General features: G+C 55.7%; 18 protein-coding genes. 8 read left to right on the top strand and 10 right to left on the bottom strand.

Annotated elements, in window-relative coordinates; all coding sequences use genetic code 11:
• Positions 1–231: 231 nt before the first annotated feature.
• From fis to msrP, 10 genes are all read right to left on the bottom strand, one after another.
• Positions 232–528 (bottom strand): DNA-binding transcriptional regulator Fis, encoded by a 297-nt coding sequence (gene fis / locus E0E17_RS05155; protein WP_000462905.1) that lies wholly within the window; start codon positions 526–528, stop codon positions 232–234.
• A gap of 24 nt (positions 529–552) precedes the next feature.
• Positions 553–1518: a tRNA dihydrouridine synthase DusB gene (gene dusB, locus E0E17_RS05150; RefSeq protein WP_130832156.1), complete on the bottom strand. Its 966-nt coding sequence runs from the start codon at positions 1516–1518 to the stop codon at positions 553–555.
• A gap of 339 nt (positions 1519–1857) precedes the next feature.
• Positions 1858–2739, bottom strand: a complete 882-nt coding sequence (gene prmA, locus E0E17_RS05145; RefSeq protein ID WP_130832154.1) for a 50S ribosomal protein L11 methyltransferase — start codon at positions 2737–2739, stop codon at positions 1858–1860.
• Between the two features lie 11 nt (positions 2740–2750).
• Positions 2751–4202, bottom strand: coding sequence for a sodium/pantothenate symporter (panF, locus tag E0E17_RS05140; RefSeq protein ID WP_130832152.1), 1452 nt, complete (start codon positions 4200–4202; stop codon positions 2751–2753).
• Positions 4192–4434, bottom strand: coding sequence for a YhdT family protein (locus tag E0E17_RS05135; protein WP_130835469.1), 243 nt, complete (start codon positions 4432–4434; stop codon positions 4192–4194). Before E0E17_RS05135 ends, panF begins: the two co-directional genes overlap by 11 nt.
• 70 nt (positions 4435–4504) lie before the next feature.
• On the bottom strand, positions 4505–5854 hold the full coding sequence (gene accC / locus E0E17_RS05130) for an acetyl-CoA carboxylase biotin carboxylase subunit (protein ID WP_130832150.1): 1350 nt from the start codon (positions 5852–5854) through the stop codon (positions 4505–4507).
• An 11-nt stretch (positions 5855–5865) separates the two neighbouring features.
• Positions 5866–6330 (bottom strand): acetyl-CoA carboxylase biotin carboxyl carrier protein, encoded by a 465-nt coding sequence (gene accB, locus E0E17_RS05125; protein ID WP_130832148.1) that lies wholly within the window; start codon positions 6328–6330, stop codon positions 5866–5868.
• 21 nt (positions 6331–6351) lie between these two features.
• Positions 6352–6804, bottom strand: coding sequence for a type II 3-dehydroquinate dehydratase (aroQ, locus tag E0E17_RS05120; protein ID WP_130832146.1), 453 nt, complete (start codon positions 6802–6804; stop codon positions 6352–6354).
• A gap of 187 nt (positions 6805–6991) precedes the next feature.
• Positions 6992–7633: a protein-methionine-sulfoxide reductase heme-binding subunit MsrQ gene (msrQ, locus tag E0E17_RS05115; RefSeq protein ID WP_130832144.1), complete on the bottom strand. Its 642-nt coding sequence runs from the start codon at positions 7631–7633 to the stop codon at positions 6992–6994.
• Positions 7634–8638, bottom strand: coding sequence for a protein-methionine-sulfoxide reductase catalytic subunit MsrP (gene msrP / locus E0E17_RS05110; protein ID WP_130832141.1), 1005 nt, complete (start codon positions 8636–8638; stop codon positions 7634–7636). It abuts the gene before it with no gap.
• A gap of 286 nt (positions 8639–8924) precedes the next feature.
• Between msrP and csrD the strand changes: the two genes are divergently transcribed.
• From csrD to tldD, 8 genes are all read left to right on the top strand, one after another.
• Positions 8925–10874: an RNase E specificity factor CsrD gene (gene csrD, locus E0E17_RS05105; RefSeq protein ID WP_130832139.1), complete on the top strand. Its 1950-nt coding sequence runs from the start codon at positions 8925–8927 to the stop codon at positions 10872–10874.
• A 309-nt stretch (positions 10875–11183) separates the two neighbouring features.
• The gene (mreB, locus tag E0E17_RS05100; protein ID WP_004385136.1) at positions 11184–12227 is read left to right on the top strand and encodes a rod shape-determining protein MreB; all 1044 of its coding nucleotides are present in this window, start codon (positions 11184–11186) and stop codon (positions 12225–12227) included.
• A gap of 149 nt (positions 12228–12376) precedes the next feature.
• Positions 12377–13411, top strand: a complete 1035-nt coding sequence (mreC, locus tag E0E17_RS05095; RefSeq protein ID WP_130832137.1) for a rod shape-determining protein MreC — start codon at positions 12377–12379, stop codon at positions 13409–13411.
• Positions 13408–13896, top strand: coding sequence for a rod shape-determining protein MreD (gene mreD, locus E0E17_RS05090; protein WP_130832134.1), 489 nt, complete (start codon positions 13408–13410; stop codon positions 13894–13896). The genes mreC and mreD overlap by 4 nt, the downstream gene beginning before the upstream one ends.
• Positions 13897–13904: 8 nt before the next feature.
• The gene (locus E0E17_RS05085; protein WP_130832131.1) at positions 13905–14498 is read left to right on the top strand and encodes a Maf family protein; all 594 of its coding nucleotides are present in this window, start codon (positions 13905–13907) and stop codon (positions 14496–14498) included.
• On the top strand, positions 14488–15957 hold the full coding sequence (gene rng / locus E0E17_RS05080; protein WP_130832129.1) for a ribonuclease G: 1470 nt from the start codon (positions 14488–14490) through the stop codon (positions 15955–15957). The genes E0E17_RS05085 and rng overlap by 11 nt, the downstream gene beginning before the upstream one ends.
• 166 nt (positions 15958–16123) lie before the next feature.
• Entirely contained in the window at positions 16124–19936 is a 3813-nt protein-coding gene (gene yhdP, locus E0E17_RS05075; protein WP_130832127.1) for an AsmA2 domain-containing protein YhdP, read from the top strand.
• 64 nt (positions 19937–20000) lie between these two features.
• The gene (tldD, locus tag E0E17_RS05070) at positions 20001–21446 is read left to right on the top strand and encodes a metalloprotease TldD (RefSeq protein WP_130832125.1); all 1446 of its coding nucleotides are present in this window, start codon (positions 20001–20003) and stop codon (positions 21444–21446) included.
• Positions 21447–21451 lie beyond the last annotated feature (5 nt).

Genomic DNA, 21451 nt, shown 5'->3' with positions numbered 1-21451 from the left:
CTGTTCCGCTCGCGACAGAAGAGGAGTGCCGTTAACAGGCGGAGATGCGCGGAAAGCGGTGAGAGGCGTTACAGAGCAGGCGAATTGAGAAGCATATAACGGCAAAAAAAGCCGGTGCCGGTAGCGTTATGCCGGGAAAGAGCGATGAGGCACCCGTTCGGGTTGAAAAGAATAATTTAACAAAAAAAACGCCAGCCCGGAGGCTGGCGTCATTAGCGGCCTGAACCAGAATCAGTTCATGCCATATTTTTTCAGTTTTTTACGCAGCGTACCGCGGTTAATGCCCATCATCAGCGCCGCACGGGTCTGGTTGCCACGGGTATACTGCATCACCATGTCCAACAAAGGCTGCTCGACTTCAGCCAGTACCAGCTCATACAGGTCATTGACATCCTGACCGTTCAGTTGAGCAAAATAGTTCTTCAGTGCCTGTTTAACCGAATCACGCAGTGGCTTTTGGGTCACCTGATCCTGTGAGTTAACGGTAGATACGGTCAGTACGTCAGAATTTACGCGTTGTTCGAACATAGTTCTTTCAGCTCTTTATTTCGTTTACGCAAGATTTTCGAAGTATGCCTCCAACGCCTCCAGCTGTTCGCTGGCATCCTCAATGGCGTTGAATGTGCGCCGAAACTGGTCGTCAGGGGCATTTTCCTGCAAATACCAGGAAACGTGTTTTCGGGCAATACGGTATCCCTTGCGCTGACCGTAAAAGTCATGCAGTTCCCGTATATGTCCGATCAGCATGTGCTTAACCTCAGCCAGAGGCTTTGGCGCCAGCAGCTCCCCTGTGTCCAGATAATGCTGGATTTCCCGGAAGATCCACGGTCTTCCCTGAGCAGCGCGACCTATCATCAGAGCATCAGCCCCCGTATAGTCGAGCACTGCCCTGGCTTTGTGCGGGTCAGTAATGTCTCCGTTCGCGATAATCGGAATGGAAACGTTCTGCTTAACTGTCCGAATGCTGTCGTACTCAGCTTCTCCCTGAAACAAGCAGGCGCGGGTGCGTCCATGAATGGTCAGAGCCTGAATCCCACAACGTTCAGCCAATTGGGCAATTTCTACACAATTACGATGTTCAGTATCCCAGCCGGTGCGAATCTTCAGCGTAACAGGCACATCCACAGCATTAACCACGGCGGTAAGAATCGACTCTACCAGCTGCGGATACTGCAGTAACGCCGAGCCTGCCATCTTACGATTCACTTTTTTGGCCGGGCAGCCCATGTTGATATCGATAACCTGCGCGCCGGAATCTACATTAATTCTGGCCGCCGCAGCCATCTCATCAGGATCGCAACCGGCAATCTGCACGGCGCGAATCCCGGGCTCATCACTATGAACCATACGCAAACGGGATTTGTCGCTTGCCCACACTTCAGGGTTCGACGACATCATCTCGGAGACAGTCATCCCGGCGCCGTTCTCGAAACAGAGCGTGCGAAACGGCCTGTCTGTAACTCCGGCCATAGGCGCAGCTATCAATCGATTACGAAGCTGGTATTGTCCGATGCGCATGAAAAGAAGTGACCCTATCTGTTCGCAAGGCGGCGTATATTACGCATTTTTTTACGAAGATGAAAGGCCAAACTTTGAACAATCAGCCGCTAACAATCAAACAATATGCCCGCCACGCCAGGCTTAAAGAAAATAAACCTTCTTTTTCATATGGTTAAAAGTTTAAAGCTGAAATTGTGAACAAACATTTTTCTGCCAGAGCCCGAAAATGCGCCACATAAAAAACGTCACATGACGCAATTAGCGATACATGTGACGGAGTGTTGATAATTAACCTTGTTTATTATCTGAGCTCGCAAGCTATTGCCGGGTGGTTCGCTGTGACACGCGCGGAAAGCCTCAACGACGGATGCCGGTGATGCGGCACCACTCCTCTTTTTCCGCGACCGGATCAAGCTCGAAGGCGTCAGCGTAGGCTTCACATACGCTGTCAGCCTGCGTCGCCAGCACGCCTGAGAGGCCCAGATGACCGCCAGACTTTGGCAGCACGCTGATAAGCGGCGCCAGCTCACGCAGCGGACCGGCGAGAATATTGGCGACCACCACATCAGCGCTCAGATTCTCCGGCTGCTGGTGGGGCAAATAGAGTGATAAGCGATCGGCGACGCCGTTACGTTCGGCATTACTGCGACTGGCCTGAATCGCCTGCGGATCGATATCAATACCGATAGCCTGCGCGGCGCCCAGCTTCAGCGCAGCGATCGCCAGGATCCCGGATCCGCAACCAAAGTCGATCACGGTTTTGCCCTGTAGATCGAGGCCGTCAAGCCAGGTGAGGCAAAGCGAGGTGGTCGGGTGCGTACCGGTGCCAAAGGCCAGGCCGGGATCCAGCATTACATTCACCGCATCCGGATCTGGCACGTCGCGCCAGCTCGGACAGATCCACAGGCGTTCACCGAAGCGCATGGGGTGGAAATTATCCATCCACTCACGTTCCCAGTCTTTATCTTCGATCTGCTCGATCTTATGACGGAAACCGGCACCCAGTAGCGGATGCTGCGTCAGCGCGGCCACCACCTGATTCATCTCCACTTCCGCATCAAACAGGCCGATAACGTCAGTATCGCCCCACAGGCGTGTTTCGCCCGGCAACGGCTCATAGACCGGCGTATCGTGGGTATCCTGGAAGGTCACAGAAACCGCGCCGGTTTCTATCAGCGCATCGCCCAGCTCTTCAGCGTGGCGACCTTCGGTATTAATCTTGATTTGAATCCATGGCATAGCATATCTCTTTATTTCAACGTTATGGTCGCGTCAGAAAGAGCAGACTGGCGACCAAACAGATTCCCTGCCAGAAAAGCCAGCAGGCTGACTGTCAGTGCAGGCACGATAGGGTGAAAGCCCCAGACCTGCAGGTCCAGACTGGCGAGCAGGGTATAACAGGCAGCACCGCACACCATTCCGCTAATGGCACCGGCGGCGTTGGCTTTTTCCCAGTACAACCCCAGCACCAGCGGCCAGAGAAATACCGCTTCCAGACCACCGAAGGCCAGCAGGTTCAGCCAGATAATCATATCTGGCGGGTTCCAGGCGGCCAGCAGCAGCAGCGCACCGAGAACAAAAGTGATACCGGCGGATAAGGTACGCAGCAGCCGCTCATTTTCCATCTGCTGCGGTGCAATGCGCAGATAGAGATCCTTGATCAGGGTAGCGGAGGATTGCAGTAGCTGGGCATTAATGGTGGACATAATGGCCGCCATGGGCGCAGCAAGAAAGATCCCGGCCGCAATGGGTGGCAGCACGGTGATCATCAATGTCGGGATCACCCGATCCGGCACCGCCATATCCGGGATAATCGCCCGTCCCAGCGCTCCCGCCAGATGCATGCCTAACATCAGCAGCGCCACGACAATGGTGCCGATAATAATGCCGCGATGCAGCGCCTTACTGTCTTTATAAGAGATACAGCGTACGGCGGTGTGGGGTAAACCGATCACCCCGAAACAGACCAGCACAGCGAAAGAGCTTAAAAAAGTGGGCGTAATAATATTGCCGGGCCCCTGGGGCTCGACTAACTGAGGATCGATGGTGCGCAGCTTGCTGACGGCGACATCAAGTCCCCCGGCAGCGTGGATCACGGCGAACAGCAGCAAAAAGGTGCCGATCAGCATCACCAGGCCCTGCATCGCATCGTTCAGAACGCTGGCGCGGAAGCCGCCAAAAGCGGTATAGAGCGCAATGGTGCCGCCAAAGATCAGCAGGCCGGTGGTATAGGGAATGCCGGCGGCGGTTTCCAGCAGGCGCGCGCCGCCAATAAACTGGACGGTCATCGCACCGATAAAGGCGATCAGCAAGCTCAGGCTGCTCAGCCAGATTAGCAGCGGGCTGCGATAGCGCGCGTACAACATATCGTTCAGCGTAACCGCGTTATAACGCCGCGCCAGAATAGCGAACTTCTTCCCCAGCACCCCCAGCGACAGCCAGACGGCGGGGAGCTGGATCATCGCCAGCAGCACCCAGCCGAGGCCATATTTATAGGCGGCTCCCGGGCCGCCAATAAACGAGCTGGCACTGATATAGGTGGTGGTTAAGGTCATGGCCAGCACGAAGCCGCCCATGGAGCGATTACCGAGAAAATATTCGTTGAGAAAGCTGCCCTGGCGCTGTTTGCGTACCGCAAAAACCGAAAGTCCGGCAATCAGGATTAGATAACCGAGCAGGGGAAGAATAATTTCAGCTTCCATGCTTATCCTCCAGTGACATATCGCGGAACAGCAGCCGTATCATCAGCCAGCATAAAAAAATGAAGAGCAGGGGCGCAAAGAGGCAAGAGAGTTCGAACCAGCGTGGCAGGCCTGTTAATCCGCTGTCGCTACCGCCCAGCCAGGCGCTGATGCCCCAGACGGCCAGATAGGCCAGCGTCAGAAAAAACGACCAGCGTGCTTCTTTATGCGCTTGCAGAAAACGAGCATCCATCATTTCATCCCAAAGCCGACAAAAAATAAAAAGGCCGGATTAACCGGCCTTAAACTGAATTAGCGGAAAATTATTTCTCCTGCAGGCCCAGTTTTTTCTCCAGATAGTGGATATTGGTGCCACCATGCTGGAAGTTTTCGTCGGACATGATTTTCATCTGCAGTTCGACGTTGGTTTTGATGCCATCGATGATCAGCTCCGCCAGCGCATTCTTCATGCGGGCGATAGCGACGTCACGGCTTTCACCGTAAGCGATCAGCTTGCCAATCATGGAGTCGTAATAAGGCGGCACGCTGTAACCCGCATAGAGATGTGATTCCCAGCGCACACCAAAACCACCCGGTGCATGAAAACGGGTCACTTTACCCGGGCTCGGCAGGAAGGTGTTGGGATCTTCCGCATTAATACGGCACTCAACGGCATGGCCGCGAATGACCACATCTTCCTGTTTGATGGTGAGCGGCTGACCAGCAGCAATACGCAGCTGCTCTTTGATCAGATCCACGCCAGTGATCATTTCGGTCACCGGATGCTCTACCTGAATACGGGTGTTCATCTCAATAAAGTAGAATTCACCGTTTTCATACAGGAACTCAAAGGTGCCCGCGCCGCGATAGCCAATTTCCAGACAGGCTTGCGTACAGCGTTCACCAATGAAATGGCGCATTTCGGGCGTGATACCTGGTGCTGGCGCTTCTTCCACCACTTTCTGGTGGCGACGCTGCATTGAGCAGTCGCGCTCCGCCAGATAAATGGCGTTGCCCTGACCGTCAGCCAGTACCTGAATCTCGATATGGCGCGGGTTCTCCAGATACTTCTCCATGTAGACCATATCGTTGTTGAATGCCGCTTTGGCTTCAGCACGGGTCATACCAATGGATTGTTCCAGATCTTTATCCGCACGTACAACGCGCATGCCGCGACCGCCGCCGCCGCCGGACGCTTTGATGATTACCGGATAGCCGATACGTTGCGCGATAGCACGGTTTTTATCCATGTCATCACCCAACGGGCCATCAGAACCCGGTACGCAGGGCACGCCCGCTTTTTTCATCGCGTTGATCGCGGAGACTTTATCACCCATTAACCGGATGGTATCCGCTTTCGGGCCGATAAAGATAAAGCCGGAGCGTTCAACCTGCTCGGCAAAATCGGCGTTCTCAGACAGGAACCCGTAGCCAGGGTGAATCGCTACCGCACCGGTAATTTCTGCAGCAGAAATAATGGCCGGAATATTGAGGTAGCTTTTTACTGACTGTGCCGGGCCGATACAGACCGTTTCGTCAGCCAGCAGTACGTGTTTTAAATCGCGATCCGCGCTGGAATGTACCGCTACAGTCTTGATGCCCAACTCTTTACAGGCACGCAGAATGCGCAGCGCAATTTCCCCACGGTTAGCAATAACAATTTTATCCAGCATGGTTCGCCTCGTTATTCGATGACGACCAGCGGCTCGTCAAATTCTACCGGTTGGCCGCTTTCGACCAGAATCGCTTTAACCACACCAGACTTATCCGCTTCGATCTGGTTCATCATTTTCATGGCTTCAACGATGCACAGGGTATCACCCGCGTTCACTTTCTGACCCACTTCAATGAAGGCTTTCGCTTCCGGGCTCGGCGTGCGATAGAAGGTGCCGACCATCGGGGAACGCACGATGTGACCGCTGACTTCCGGCGCAGAGGCTTCAATCACCGGCGCGCTCACGGGCGCCACGGCGGCTGCCAGAGCAGGCTGCGGGGCAGGGGCCGCGTAAGCCTGTTGCATCACAGGATAACCGACATTTGCAGGTGAACGGCTGATACGAACTGACTCTTCCCCTTCAGAAATTTCCAGCTCAGCGATGCCGGACTCTTCAACCAGTTCGATCAGTTTTTTAATTTTACGAATATCCATGAGTGTGGTTCCGTACTCTGTTTAATTTGAATGTGACAGGCGTTTAACTGCCGTTTGTAAAGCCCATGAGTAACCGTCAGCGCCAAGGCCACAGATAACGCCAGCGGAAACATCAGAAAGATAGGAGTGATGGCGGAAAGGCTCGCGTGCATGCACGTTGGAGAGATGCACTTCGATAAAAGGAATGCTGACCGCCAGCAGGGCATCACGCAAGGCTACGCTGGTATGCGTAAACGCGGCTGGATTAATAATAATATAATCCACCTGGCCTTTTGCCTCATGAATGCGATCGATAAGCTGGTATTCCGCATTGGATTGCAGATGGCTCAGTTTCACCTGCAGTTGTTCGGCCTGACGCGTAAGGTCGCTGACAATATCGTGCAGTGTGGTATGACCATATTTCTCAGGCTCGCGGGTCCCCAGTAAATTCAGGTTGGGCCCATTCAAAAGCAGAATGTGGAATTTATGCGCCATCTTGCGGCTATCTCCGGCAATCATTGAGGCATCGCGTAAAATACCTTGCCACTCTTCATTTGTCACCCTTCGCAGTGAAAAAGAAGAGCCAGCTTGCAATAAAGCCGGGCATTATATCTCTTTCAGGGCAATTCGCAGCAAATTACTGATCTTATCTGCGAACTTGATTCGGGAGGCAACGCTGGCCTCACTTTTCAGCTTTATTGCCCGGAGAAAGCCGTTGCGCTGAGGCTGGCCACCATTTACGGAATTTTTTATAACGCCAGGCCAGTAACAACGCCGCCATCGCGGCATAAATCAGCGGCTGCGGCGAAATAACTTTTACTGACCAGATATAGTGGACAGGCGCGAGGATCGCCACCAGATAAACCAGATTGTGCAGCGTTTGCCAGCGCCGGCCCAGCTTACGCTGGGCGCGCTGAAACGAGGTGAGCGCCAGCGCCAGTAATATGATCCAACTGCTAATCCCCAGCAGCAGATAAGGGCGGGAAATCAATTCGCTGCCCAGCAGGCGCAGGTTATCGGCCCCCAGCTCCAGCAGGTAATAGCTCAGCAGGTGCAGACAGGCCCAGGCGAAACACCAGAGTCCGAGCAGGCGGCGCGTACGGATCAGCAACGGCTGTTTGCTGTAGCGCGATAGCGGCGAGACCACCAGTGTCGCCAGCAGCAGCTTCAGAGCCATGCGGCCTGTAAAGTGCTGAATATCTTTCGCCGGATCGGCGCTCAGCCAACCGTGTTGCAGGGCGAAAAAGAGCCACACCAGCGGCAAAAACGCCGCCAGATGCAGTAATACCTTCAGGCCCGTCACCTGTTTGAGGGTCAGACGCACTCAGTAATTCCTCCGTAAATCGAGTCCGCGATAGAGCGCGGCGACTTCCGTGCCATAGCCATTGAACAGCAGAGTGGGCTGCCGTTCGACCTTTAACAGACCGCCCGGCCCGATAAAGCGCTCGGTGGCCTGCGACCAGCGGGGATGATCCACGTGGGGATTCACGTTGGCATAAAAGCCATACTCATTGTCGGCGATCTGATTCCAGGTGGTGGGCGGCTGGTTGCGCGTCAGGGTAATTTTGACAATCGATTTAATGCCTTTGAAACCATATTTCCAGGGAACCGTGAGTCGAATGGGCGCGCCGTTTTGTGGCGGCAGCGCCTTGCCATAGACGCCGGTGCTCAGCAGTGTCAGCGGGTGCATCGCCTCGTCCAGGCGCAGCCCCTCTACATAGGGATAATCGATGCCTCCGCCGATAAAGCGATCTTTTTGTCCTGGCATCTGGTCGGGAGCATAGATCGTCTGAAAAGCGACAAAGCGCGCATGGCTGTTGGGCTCGGCTGCTTTTAACAATTTACCCAGTTCAAAGCCGACCCAGGGGATCACCATTGACCAGGCTTCTACGCAGCGCATTCGGTAAATGCGCTGCTCCATGGCAAAACGTTTGAAAATATCGTCCATATCCAGAGTCAGCGGCTTTGCCACTTCACCGTCAATTTTCAGCGTCCAGTTGTCGGTTTTTAGCGAGCCGGCATTGGCGGCGGGATCGGCTTTATCCAGACCAAACTCATAAAAATTATTGTAGCCAGCGACTTTATCAAAGGGCGTCAGTGGTAGATCTGCCTGATATTTTTCCGGGCGGGTAAAGTCGAGCGCCCGGCCTGCGGGTGCCGGAGGACGGTTATTGCCTTTAAACCAGTCAAGCACATTGGCTTGCGCGATGGCTGGCATGCCGAGCGCAGCGGCACCCAGACCCAGCGTTTTCAGAACCTGACGTCGCTGCATGTTAAATACGCTTTCAGGGGTGACGTCAGTTTCGCTCAGACGGTTAACGGGCTTCATGTGGCTCTCTCCGGGAAAAGATTCTGTTTTCAGCATGCGCAAAAGCTGTCCGCCTGACGAATTATTCTGCAAAAATATGAAATTTCCTGGCTACGGAAATGTCTCTGAAAGACAGCGCGGTTGCCGGGACCGTCAGTGTCAGACTTCAGACTTCAGGCTGCGCACAGCGACGGCACCAGCCACTGCCCCCGGTGAAGATTTATGCTATTTTGCTCAGGTTTACGTCAGGCGCACTGACCAGAGCGCACGTGAAAGGCTTTAAGGTTGCAGTAAAACAGGCACAGGGATGCGATTAACCACAAAATTTTCTGCGTTTATTACATTTTTAAGCGTGCTGGCAATGCTGTTGATGCTGGTCAGCTGCGCTATCAGCTTTTTCTGGCTTAACAGCCAGCACGTCGAACATCGGGTACAGACACTGGCCACGGAAGTGGATCAGGCGTTACTGAGCCAGACGCCGGAGACGCTGACCCCCTGGCTGTCACGCATAATGCCTGTGATCCATGCCAGGCAGGTGGAACTCCATCATGATGCTGATACGCTACTGAAACTCTCGCGGCACGAACACCCTATGCTGGATGACGAGCCTAACCGTTACATCCAGTTTGATATTCCCCTGGTGCAGCAACCAGGCATGGCGCTGCGCGTCGTGCTGCTGGATCCGGCAAAAACCTGGTTCAGCTCATTTATCGGCACCTATACCCTGCTGGCGATTTTCACGGTGGTATTGGTGATGGGTATCCTGCTGACGATGACGCATCGCTGGCTTAACCGCCAGTGGGAGGGAATGGAATGTCTTGAAGCGCGTGCGCAGAAAATTCTGGCTGGCGAGCGCAGCAGCACAGGGCCGGGAAAAAAGGATGAGTGGCCGCCGAAAGCGAGCCGCGCCATCGACCTGCTGCTTTCCGATCTTAATGAAGCGGGGGAGCAGCGCCTGCGTATTGACCGGCTGATCCGCGCTTTTGCCGCTCAGGATGCGCGTACCGGGCTGAACAATCGCCTGTTCTTCGACAACCAGCTGGCAACCCTGCTGGAAGATCAAGAGGCAGTGGGGACGCATGGCGTGGTGATGATGGTACGTCTGCCCGATCTGGACACCCTCAGTGAAACCCTGGGTGCGACGCTGGTCGATGAATACCTGTTTGATCTGGTCAATATGCTGTCGACTTTTGTCTTACGTTATCCGGGGGCGTTGCTGGCGCGCTATTTCCGCAGTGATTTTGCCGTGCTGCTGCCACATCGCAGTTTAAAAGAGGCAGATGGTATTGCTGCGCAGTTGATCAACGCCGTGGATTCCCTGCCACCCATGCGTATGGTCAATCGTGACGACCTGATTCATATTGGCATCAGCGCCTGGCGTAGCGGACAAAGCGTACAGCAGGTAATGGATAATGTTGAGCTGGCAACACGTCGTGCCACCTTGCTGGGGGGAAATAACTGGGCCGTGGGCGAGGGTAATCTGGTGGATATGGGGCGCGGTAGCGTAAAATGGCGCACGCTGCTGGAAAATACTCTTAATCGCGGCGGTCCCCGGCTGTATCAAAAGCCCGCGGTAACGTTAACCGGCAAGGTGCATCATCGCGAACTGCAGACGCGTATTTTTGATGGCGATAAAGAGGTGCTGTCAGCCGAATATATGCCGCTGGTAGTACAGTTAGGTATGGCGGATGCCTGGGATCGCCAGCTGGTGCTGCGTATTCTGGCGCTTTCTGAGGTCTGGCCGGATCAAACCCTGGGGCTGCCGGTGACTATTGACTCGCTGTTACAGCGTCCTTTTGTCCGCTGGCTGCAGAAAGTGCTGCTGCAATGTCCAAAAGCGCAAAGAAAACGATTTTTATTTGAACTTGCAGAGTCTGATGTCTGTCAACACACCAGCCGGTTAATGCCGGTTTTCCGGATGCTGCGGGCGTTTGGCTGCCGTATCGCGGTGAATCAGGCCGGGCTGACCGTGGTCAGCAGCGCCTATATCCGGCTGCTGCCGCTGGAATTGATCAAGCTGGATCCGGGGCTGGTGCGTAATATTGAGCGTCGTACCGAGAATCAGCTGTTTGTCCAGAGCCTGTTGGAAGTCTGTAAACCGACCGCGACTCAGGTGTTTGCCACCGGGGTGCGGAGCCGTGAAGAGTGGCAGGTGCTGGCAGGTTTAGGTGTCGCTGGCGGGCAAGGGGATTTTTTCTCCGCTTCGCAACCGGTGAATAGCAACGTAAAAAAGTACTCACAACGCTATTCTATTTAGCGGATTAAAAGCGTTCATTTGCCGTACACTTAACCTGAACTGCTCGCTGGCGCGCATATAGGCACGGCGTCCGGGCGGAAATGTTAAATTTTATGTCTGCTGTGGCGGACACCGTCAGATAAGAAGCGTAAGGAAGGGCGGAATCAGGGCGTCCCCTTACGATCTGATGAACATTCTTATGATTTGAAGGCAACTCAGCCTATTTTTTCACCGAAGCAGAACGTTTTTGCGCCTTGTGGCAGCTTCGTGTGGTTGGTAAAGTAAGCGGATTTTATTTTCCGCCCCCAGCTTGCAGGATTATCCTTTAGTATGTTTAAAAAATTTCGTGGCATGTTTTCCAATGACTTGTCCATTGACCTGGGTACTGCGAATACCCTGATTTATGTAAAAGGACAAGGCATCGTGCTGAACGAGCCTTCCGTAGTGGCTATCCGTCAGGATCGCGCCGGCTCCCCAAAGAGCGTAGCGGCTGTCGGTCACGAAGCCAAACAGATGCTTGGTCGTACGCCCGGTAATATCGCCGCTATCCGTCCGATGAAGGACGGGGTAATTGCGGACTTTTTCGTCACCGAAAAAATGCTTCAGCACTTTATCAAACAAGTGCACAGCAACAGTTTTATGCGCCCCAGCCCGCGTGTGCTGGTGTGTGTCCCGGTAGGCGCAACTCAGGTTGAACGCCGCGCCATTCGCGAGTCCGCACAAGGTGCCGGCGCGCGTGAAGTTTTTCTGATTGAAGAGCCGATGGCTGCTGCAATTGGTGCCGGTCTGCCGGTATCGGAAGCCACAGGTTCCATGGTAGTGGATATCGGTGGCGGTACTACCGAAGTGGCGGTGATCTCCCTGAACGGTGTCGTTTACTCTTCTTCCGTACGTATCGGCGGCGACCGCTTCGATGAAGCTATTATTAATTATGTGCGTCGCAACTACGGTTCACTGATTGGTGAAGCGACGGCGGAACGTATCAAGCATGAGATCGGTTCGGCGTATCCGGGTGATGAAGTACGCGAAATCGAAGTGCGCGGCCGTAATCTGGCTGAAGGGGTGCCGCGCGGCTTTACGCTGAACTCCAATGAAATCCTGGAAGCCCTGCAGGAGCCATTAACCGGTATTGTCAGCGCCGTGATGGTCGCGCTGGAGCAATGTCCGCCGGAACTGGCTTCTGATATCTCTGAGCGCGGTATGGTGTTAACCGGCGGTGGTGCACTGCTGCGTAACCTGGATCGCTTGCTGATGGAAGAGACCGGTATTCCTGTAGTGGTCGCCGAAGATCCGTTAACCTGCGTGGCGCGCGGCGGCGGGAAAGCGTTGGAAATGATCGACATGCATGGCGGTGATTTGTTCAGCGAAGAATAATCGCCTCAATCAGCTGTGATCGCTGTCAGACTACGCACGGAATGAGCGGGAAACTGACGCATATCGCGTCGGTATGATGCGTCCAGCTCAGGGGAGTGTCTGGCTCAGCCCGCTCTCCCTTACCTGTTGTCGAGGAACACGCAGAATTTATGAAGCCGATATTTAGCAGGGGGCCTTCCCTGCAATTGCGCCTTTCTCTGGCGGTGATCGTGGCGATTGCCATCATCATCGCCGATAGTCGCGTCGGGTCCTTTACCCAGATCCGCAACTATCTGGACACGTCGGTAAGTCCGTTTTACTTCCTGGCGAATGGGCCACGGGAGATTCTTGACAGCGTTTCAGAAACGCTGGCGTCACGCCAGCAGCTGGAGCTGGAAAACAAAGCGTTACGCCGTGAACTTTTCCTGAAAAACAGTGAAGTGCTGATGCTGGGGCAGTATAAGCAGGAAAACGCACGTCTGCGTGAGCTGTTAGGTTCACCGCTGCGTCAGGATGAGCAGAAAATGGTGACGCAGGTGATCTCTACCGGCGCCGACCCCTATACCGATCAGGTTGTCATCGACAAAGGCAGCGTAAATGGCGTCTACGAAGGCCAGCCGGTGATCAGTGATAAAGGCGTGGTGGGGCAGGTGATTGCTGTCGGTAAAATCTCCAGTCGTGTGCTGCTGATTTGTGATGCGTCCCATGCGCTGCCGATTCAGGTGTTACGTAACGACATTCGCGTGATTGCCGCCGGTAACGGCTGCGCTGAAGAGCTGCAGCTGGAACATCTGCCGGGCAATACCGACATTCGCGTGGGCGACGTGCTGGTTACCTCCGGTCTTGGCGGGCGTTTCCCGGAAGGCTATCCGGTGGCAGTGGTCTCTTCAGTGAAAGTAGATACGCAGCGCGCCTACACGGTGATTCAGGCACGGCCAACCGCAGGGCTGCAGCGTCTGCGCTATTTACTGCTGCTCTGGGGTGCCGATCGCAATGGCGCTATGCCGATGCAGCCTGATGAAGTGCATCGTGTTGCGAACGAGCGTCTGATGCAGATGATGCCGCAAGTATTACCGCCTGCGGGCGAGATGGGGCCGCCGGCGCCGTCGATGATACCTTCAGGGGCGCAGAAAGCCCCGGCCGGGCCAGCGACGAGCGCTCCCCGGGAGCAGGCTCCTCCCAGCGCGCACGGAGGCCAGCCTTGAGTAGTTATCGCAGCCAGGGCCGTTGGGTTATCTGGCTGTCCTTCCTTGTTGCCCTTATCCTGCAAATTATGCCCTGGCCGGAACAGTTTTATATGTTTCGGCCCTCCTGGCTGCTGTTAATCCTCATCTACTGGGTTCTGGCGCTGCCGCACCGTGTGAACGTCGGCACTGGCTTTGTGCTGGGTGCGCTGATGGATCTTATTGCCGGTTCCACGCTGGGGGTACGCGCGCTGGGACTGAGCATCATCGCCTACCTCGTCGCCTTTAAATTCCAGCTGTTCCGTAACCTGGCGTTATGGCAACAGGCGTTAATGGTGATGGTGCTGTCGCTGGCGATGGATGTTATTGTTTTCTGGGCGGAATTTTTGGTAATAGACGTCTCGTTCCGTCCGGAGATTTTCTGGAGTAGCGTTATCGACGGCATTCTCTGGCCCTGGCTATTCTTACTTATGAGAAAAATACGCCGTCAGTTCGCCGTTCAGTAAGGAATTTTATGCTAACCCTCTATCTGGCTTCCGGTTCACCGCGTCGGCGTGAACTGTTGACGCAGCTTGGACTGCAGTTTGAACGTGTGATCACGGAGGTGGAAGAGCGTCGTCAGCCTGGCGAAAGCGCAGATGCTTATGTACGCCGTCTGGCCGTGGAAAAGGCGCAGGCTGGCGTTGCGGTTGCGCCGCAAGATTTGCCGGTGCTGGGCGCTGATACCATCGTGGTATTAAATGGCGAGGTGTTGGAGAAACCCGCCAGTGAGGCGCATGCGGCGGAAATGCTGACGAAACTCTCCGGGCAGACGCACCAGGTGATGACCGCCGTGGCGCTGGCCGACCGTCAGCGGACGCTGGAGTGCCTGGTGATTACCGATGTGACCTTCCGCACCTTAACCCCGGCAGATATCCGCGACTATATCGCCAGCGGCGAACCCGTGGATAAAGCAGGCGCCTATGCGATTCAGGGCTCAGGCGGAAGATTTGTCCGCAAAATTAATGGAAGCTATTACGCAGTGGTTGGATTGCCCCTGGTGGAGACAGATGAACTGCTCAGCCACTTCCAGGCGCTGCGTGACTTGAGAGGACAACATGACGGCTGAGTTACTGGTAAATGTCACCCCTTCCGAAACGCGCGTCGCTTATATCGACGGCGGGATCCTGCAGGAAATCCACATTGAACGCGAAGCCCGACGCGGCATTGTCGGCAACATCTACAAGGGGCGCGTCAGCCGGGTACTTCCGGGGATGCAGGCCGCTTTTGTCGATATAGGCCTGGATAAAGCCGCCTTTCTGCATGCCTCGGACATTATGCCCCATACCGAATGCGTGGCGGGCGAAGAGCAAAAAAAGTTCAGCGTACGCAACATCGCTGAGCTGGTGCGTCAGGGACAGGATCTGATGGTGCAGGTGGTAAAAGATCCGCTGGGCACCAAGGGCGCGCGTCTGACCACCGATATCACCTTACCCTCGCGCTATCTGGTGTTTATGCCTGGCGCTTCCCATGTGGGCGTCTCACAGCGCATTGAAAGTGAAGCTGAGCGCGATCGCCTGAAGGCGGTGGTATCTGCCTATTGCGACGAACTGGGCGGTTTTATTATTCGGACAGCGGCGGAAGGGATAGGTGAAGAGGAGCTGGCGCAGGATGCCGCTTTTCTCAAGCGGCTCTGGACCAAAGTCAGCGAACGCAAAAAACGTAACCAGACGCGCTGCCTGCTGTATGGCGAACTGGCGCTGGCGCAGCGCGTACTGCGCGACTTTGCCGGCGCGGCGCTGGATCGCATACGCGTCGACTCACGGCTAACTTTCGATCTGCTGCTGGAGTTTACCCGCGAGTATATTCCGGAGATGGCCAGCAAGCTGGAGCATTACAGCGGCAAGCAGCCAATTTTCGATCTCTACGATGTGGAAAATGAGATTCAGCGTTCGCTGGATCGCAAGGTCGAGCTTAAGTCAGGCGGCTATCTGATTATCGATCAGACCGAAGCGATGACCACCATCGATATTAATACCGGCGCCTTTGTCGGGCACCGTAATCTCGACGAAACCATTTTCAATACCAATATCGAAGCGACGCAGGCGATTGCACGCCAGCTGCGGCTGCGCAATCTGGGCGGCATTATTATTATCGACTTTATTGATATGAGTAATGAGGAGCATCGCCGCCGTGTGCTGCATTCGCTGGAGAGCGCGCTGAGCAAAGATCGGGTCAAAACCGGCATCAACGGTTTCTCCGCGCTGGGGCTGGTGGAGATGACGCGCAAGCGTACGCGGGAAAGTATCGAGCATGTGCTGTGCGAGGATTGTCCGGTATGTAAAGGGCGCGGCACGCTGAAAACGGTGGAAACCGTCTGCTATGAAATCATGCGTGAAATTGTGCGCGTCCATCACGCCTATGATTCTGACCGTTTTCTGGTCTATGTCTCACCCACGGTAGGCGAGGCACTCAAAACCGATGAGTCCCATGCGCTGGCGGAAGTAGAGATTTTTGTCGGGAAACAGGTAAAAGTTCAGGTTGAGCCCCTGTATACCCAGGAGCAGTTTGACGTGGTGATGATGTAATTTTCGCGTACAGAGTGGCCCGGTGACGCTTTTATCAGCGAATCGCGCTAAATATAGCGCCTTGTTTGCGTTAAAATGCCACATCATGCCCACCGTTCTTCTCTGGCGATAGTTACGGCGTGAAGAGTTAACCATCCGTCACTGAGCGGAAGACAAGGAGAGGTGTGTGAGGCAGTTGCCCAGGATCTTGTTACTGCTGCTCGCCGCGATCATCGTGATCGTGGCGCTGCTGATCAGCGGGCTGCGTCTTGTTATGCCGCATCTCAACAGCTACCGCAGCGAGGTTTTGCAGACCATCACCAGGGTCAGCGGCGTAGCGGTGGAAGCGAGCGCGCTGCAGGGAAAGTGGGAAACCTTTGGCCCCACGCTACAAATTCGCGATCTCTCTCTCGACTTACAGGCTGATGGCAAACTGGCCATTGGCCGCATTAATCTGGCGCTGGATGTCTGGCAATCCCTGCTGCACTGGCGCTGGCAGTTTCGCGATCTCACCTTCTGGCAACTGCGTCTGGAAACCAACCGGCCGCTGATTAGCAGCGATAAACAGAGAAACAGTTTCAAACCGGCCCAGATCAACCAGCTCTTTTTACGTCAGTTTGACCATTTCGATCTGCGTGACAGCAGCATCCGTTTTCTGACCCCCTCCGGTCAGCACGCCGAACTGGCGATCCCGAGACTGACCTGGCTCAATGAGCAAACGCGCCACCGGGCGGAAGGGGAAGTGAGCCTCTCCAGCTTTACCGGTCAGCATGGCGTGGTGCAGGTGCGTCTCGATTTGCAGGATCGCGACGGCCTGCTCAATGACGGGCGTATCTGGATGCAGGCGGATGACGTGGATGTGAAGCCGTGGCTGGGGCGCTGGATGCGCGATAACACCAGTCTCGACAGCGCCCGCTTCAGTCTTGCCGCCTGGGTAAACCTGCATGAAGGGGAACTCTACGCCGGCGATCTGTTGCTGCGCAAAGGGGGGGCCAGCTGGCGCGGAGATAACGAAACGCATCAGCTTAACGTGGATGGCCTGACCGCCCATCTGTCACGTTTCCAGAGCGGTTGGGTGATCAATGTGCCGCAAACCCGTCTCAGCACGGATGATATTCCCTGGCCTGCGGGCCATTTTTCCCTGCTGTGGCAACCGGAAAACAAACAGTTACTGGGAGCGGATCAACAGGCAGAAATACGCGTACGCGCCACCCGGCTCGATTTACAGCGCATCGCTCCGCTGGTGCCGTTGATCGCCCCCTTATCGCCGACGCTGATTGAAAACTGGCGCTCTCTGCAGCCGCAGGGAGAAGTGCAGGCGCTGGCGCTGGATATCCCGCTGCAGCAGCCGGAAAACACGCGATTGCAGCTGAAGTGGCATAACCTGAGCTGGCAACACTGGCAGATCTTGCCGGGTATCAGTCATCTGCAGGGTGAGGCGAGCGGCAGCCTGACGAATGGTCAGTTGAACATCGCCATGGGCCGGGCCAGCGTCCCTTACGGCGAGATGTTTCAGGCGCCGCTGGAGATTCATCAGACGCAGGCGACGCTGAACTGGCAGCGTGACGCCAGCGGCCTGACGCTGGAAGGACGCGACCTTGATCTACAGGCGCGCTCGCTGCGGGCGCGGGGCGATTTTCGCTATCAACAGAACCTGGGCAAGGAGCCACGGCTCGATATTCTCGCCGGCATTCAGCTCACAGATGCCAGTGATGCGTGGCGCTATTTTCCGCAGCAGCTGATGGGATATAGCCTGACGCGCTATCTCAGCCAGGCGGTGCAGGGCGGGCAGGTAGAGAATGCCACCCTGCTGTTTGCCGGTAATCCGCAGCGCTTTCCCTTCCGCCGCAATGAGGGGATGTTTGAGGTACAGGTGCCGCTGCGTAACGCCACTTACGCCTTCCAGCCGGGCTGGCCTGCCCTGGAAAAGCTGGATATCGATCTCGATTTCATCAATGACGGGCTGTGGATGCTGGCTCCGGAAGCGAAGCTGGGCAACGTCAGCGCGAAAAATGTCAGCGCGGTTATTCCGGACTATGTCAAAGAGAAGCTGTTAATTGCTGGCGACATCAGCGGCGAGGGCGCGGACATTGCCGACTATTTCCAGCAAACGCCGCTGAAATCCTCACTGGGAGCGGCACTGCAGCAGTTGCAGATCAAAGGCGAAACCCGCGGCCAACTGAATCTCGATATTCCGCTGGATGGCGAACTGGTGCATGCCCGCGGTGACGTGACGATGCAGAACAATGAGTTGCATATCAAGCCATTAGATACCACCCTGAAAAACCTGAGCGGGCGTTTTCACTACGATAACGGCAATCTCGACAGCGAAGGCATGCAGGCCAGCTGGTTCGGGCAGCCAGTGGGCGTACGTTTTACTACCCGGGAGAACCCGGAGGATTTCGCCGTTAAGGTGAAATTAGAGGGAAACTGGCAACCGGGCAAACTGACACATATTCCGCCCGCGCTGGCGAAAGCGCTCACAGGCCATCTCGCCTGGCAGAGTGATGTGGATATCACCCTGCCGCACAAGGGCGGTGCGCGCTATGAGGTTGCACTGACGGGCGATGCGAAAGAGGTAAGCAGTCGCTTACCCTCACCGCTGGACAAGCGCGGCGGGCAGGCGATGCCGATAGCGATCAAAGCCACGGGTAACCTGAACCGTTTTGATCTCAGCGGCAGCGTAGCGGGGCAGCATCGTTTTAACAGTCGCTGGCTGCTGGAACCCCAGTTGCGCATTGACAGAGGTATCTGGCTGAACGCGGCGCAAAGCACGCCGCCATTGCCCGCGAAAGCTGGCATGGTGCTCAACCTGCCAGCGATGGATGGCGAAGCCTGGCTGGGTTTGCTGTCGGCTACGGGAGAAGGTTCGACGCGCGGCGCCTCAAAACCCGCAGTGCCGGCTATACCTGGCGATATTATTTTACGCACCCCGGCGCTGTGGCTGGCCGGACAGCAATGGCATGACCTGCAGGCGACCCTGAGTCAGGGGCCGACAGGGAACCGTCAGCTGGCAGTGGCGGGACGCGAAATTCGCGGCAATCTGAACATGGCGACCTATGCCCCCTGGCAGGCGGCGCTGGACTACCTGTATTACAATCCCGAGTGGGATACGCAGCAGAAAAGCCGTTCGCCGCTGTCACGTGACAGCGCTGATATCGATTTCAGTGGCTGGCCAGCCGTACAGTTCAGCTGTGCGGAGTGCTGGTTGCGCGGGCAGAAATTTGGCCGCCTGAGTGCCAGCTTACAGCCGCAGGGCGATACGTTGGTACTTACTAACGGGATGGTGGATACTGGCAGTTCAACGCTGAAGGTAGCTGGCGAGTGGGTCAACCGCCCCGGCGAAACCCGTACCTCGCTGAAGGGCGAGCTGAGCGGTAAAAACATCAATTACGCCATCAACTGGTTTGGCGTGAATACGCCGCTGCGCGATGCCCCCTTTAACATCAACTATGACCTGCACTGGCGCTCAGCGCCCTGGGAGCCTGCCGAAGAGACGCTGAGCGGCGTGGTGAAAAGCCATTTTGGCAAGGGCATGGTGGCGGATGTGGATACGGGGCGGGCCGGGCAGCTGCTGCGTCTGTTCAGCTTTGATGCGCTGCTACGTAAGCTGCGCTTTGACTTTAATGACACCTTCCATGATGGTTTCTATTTTGATTCGATCAACGGCATCGCCTGGATTGAAAATGGCGTAATGCGCACCGATAACCTGCTGGTGGATGGGCTGGAAGCGGATATTGCGATGCGCGGCAAGGTCGACTTTGTGAAGCGTCAACTGGATATGGAGGCGGTGGTAGCGCCGGAGATCTCCGCATCGGTAGGGGTTGCGACCGCTTTTGTCGTTAACCCGGTGGTCGGGGCGGCGGTATTTGCCGCCAGCAAAGTGCTGGGCCCGCTCTGGAACAAAATTTCTCTGCTGCGTTATCACATCAGCGGGCCGCTGGATAAGCCGGAAATCAGTAACGTTCTGAGTGAGCCGCGTGAAAACGGCAATAAGTGAATTTGACGCCGTCCGGGAATTGCCGCAGGCTATGACTATACGAGCACATAATGAGTGAGAAACGATGACTCTGAATCTGGTAAGTGAGCAGTTGCTAACTGCTAACAGCATTAATCAGCAGGACCTATTTTCCCTGTTAGGGCAGCTTTCAGAACGTCGTCTGGATTATGCCGATCTCTATTTTCAGTCCAGCTTCCATGAGTCCTGGGTACTGGAAGACAAAATTATTAAAGATGGCTCTTACCATATCGACCAGGGCGTCGGCGTACGCGCCATCAGCGGCGAGAAAACCGGTTTCGCCTATGCCGACCAGATTAGCCTTAACGCGCTGCGCCTGAGCGCCGAAGCGGCGCGCAGCATTGTGCGTGAACAGGGCGATGGCAAGGCACATACCCTGTCGGCCGTCAGTTATCCGGCGCTTTATGCGGCCGTCGATCCGCTGAACAGCCTGACGCGTGAAGACAAAATCGCGCTGTTGCAACGGGTCGATAAAGTGGCGCGTGCCGCCGACCGACGCGTACAGGAAGTGAACGCCAGCCTGAGCGGCGTCTATGAGCAGGTATTAGTGGCGGCGACCGATGGCACCCTGGCGGCAGATGTGCGTCCGCTGGTGCGTCTCTCTGTCAGCGTGCTGGTCGAAGAGAATGGCAAGCGTGAACGCGGCTCCAGCGGCGGTGGCGCGCGTATCGGCTACGAATTTTTCCTTGAGGATGAAAACGGCGAGGTTCGGGCGGACGCCTGGGCCAAAGAGGCCGTACGCATGGCGCTGGTGAATCTCTCTGCGGTGGCGGCACCAGCCGGAACTATCCCGGTGGTACTGGGCGCAGGCTGGCCAGGCGTGCTGCTGCATGAAGCGGTAGGACATGGCCTGGAAGGCGACTTTAATCGTCGCGGAACCTCGGTATTCAGCGGCCAGATGGGCAAGCTGGTGGCGTCTGAACTCTGTACTGTGGTGGATGACGGCACTCTGTCTGGTCTGCGCGGCTCGCTGGCAGTGGATGATGAAGGGGTGCCGGGGCAATATAACATCCTGATTGAAAACGGCATCCTGAAGGGCTACATGCAGGATAAGCTGAATGCGCGTCTGATGGGCATGAAGCCAACCGGCAATGGTCGCCGTGAGTCTTATGCGCATCTGCCGATGCCGCGTATGACCAACACCTATATGCTGGCCGGTAAATCGACACCGCAGGAAATTATCGAAAGCGTGGAGTTTGGCCTGTATGCGCCGAACTTCGGCGGTGGTCAGGTGGATATCACCTCCGGTAAGTTTGTGTTCTCTACTTCAGAGGCTTATCTGATTGAGAAGGGCAAAGTGACCAAACCGGTGAAGGGCGCGACGCTGATCGGCTCCGGCATTGAGGCGATGCAGCAGATCTCCATGGTCGGTAATGACCTGGCGCTGGATAAAGGGGTCGGCGTTTGCGGTAAAGAAGGACAAAGCGTGCCGGTGGGCGTCGGCCAGCCCACGCTGAAGCTGGATAAACTCACCGTGGGCGGCACCGCCTGATTCAC

The sequence above is a fragment of the [Erwinia] mediterraneensis genome (assembly GCF_900604315.1).
GTDB lineage: Bacteria > Pseudomonadota > Gammaproteobacteria > Enterobacterales > Enterobacteriaceae > Pantoea > Pantoea mediterraneensis_A.
The sequence above is the reverse complement of the archived record's forward strand: the minus strand, read 5'-3'. Positions and strand labels throughout refer to the sequence as shown.

Coding starts and splice junctions, on each gene's coding strand:
- fis (WP_000462905.1), bottom strand. CDS start 528: ATGTTCGAACAACGCGTAAATTCTGACGTACTGACCGTATCTACCGTT.
- dusB (WP_130832156.1), bottom strand. CDS start 1,518: ATGCGCATCGGACAATACCAGCTTCGTAATCGATTGATAGCTGCGCCT.
- prmA (WP_130832154.1), bottom strand. CDS start 2,739: ATGCCATGGATTCAAATCAAGATTAATACCGAAGGTCGCCACGCTGAA.
- panF (WP_130832152.1), bottom strand. CDS start 4,202: ATGGAAGCTGAAATTATTCTTCCCCTGCTCGGTTATCTAATCCTGATT.
- E0E17_RS05135 (WP_130835469.1), bottom strand. CDS start 4,434: ATGGATGCTCGTTTTCTGCAAGCGCATAAAGAAGCACGCTGGTCGTTT.
- accC (WP_130832150.1), bottom strand. CDS start 5,854: ATGCTGGATAAAATTGTTATTGCTAACCGTGGGGAAATTGCGCTGCGC.
- accB (WP_130832148.1), bottom strand. CDS start 6,330: ATGGATATTCGTAAAATTAAAAAACTGATCGAACTGGTTGAAGAGTCC.
- aroQ (WP_130832146.1), bottom strand. CDS start 6,804: ATGGCGCATAAATTCCACATTCTGCTTTTGAATGGGCCCAACCTGAAT.
- msrP (WP_130832141.1), bottom strand. CDS start 8,638: ATGAAGCCCGTTAACCGTCTGAGCGAAACTGACGTCACCCCTGAAAGC.
- csrD (WP_130832139.1), top strand. CDS start 8,925: ATGCGATTAACCACAAAATTTTCTGCGTTTATTACATTTTTAAGCGTG.
- mreB (WP_004385136.1), top strand. CDS start 11,184: ATGTTTAAAAAATTTCGTGGCATGTTTTCCAATGACTTGTCCATTGAC.
- mreC (WP_130832137.1), top strand. CDS start 12,377: ATGAAGCCGATATTTAGCAGGGGGCCTTCCCTGCAATTGCGCCTTTCT.
- E0E17_RS05085 (WP_130832131.1), top strand. CDS start 13,905: ATGCTAACCCTCTATCTGGCTTCCGGTTCACCGCGTCGGCGTGAACTG.
- rng (WP_130832129.1), top strand. CDS start 14,488: ATGACGGCTGAGTTACTGGTAAATGTCACCCCTTCCGAAACGCGCGTC.
- tldD (WP_130832125.1), top strand. CDS start 20,001: ATGACTCTGAATCTGGTAAGTGAGCAGTTGCTAACTGCTAACAGCATT.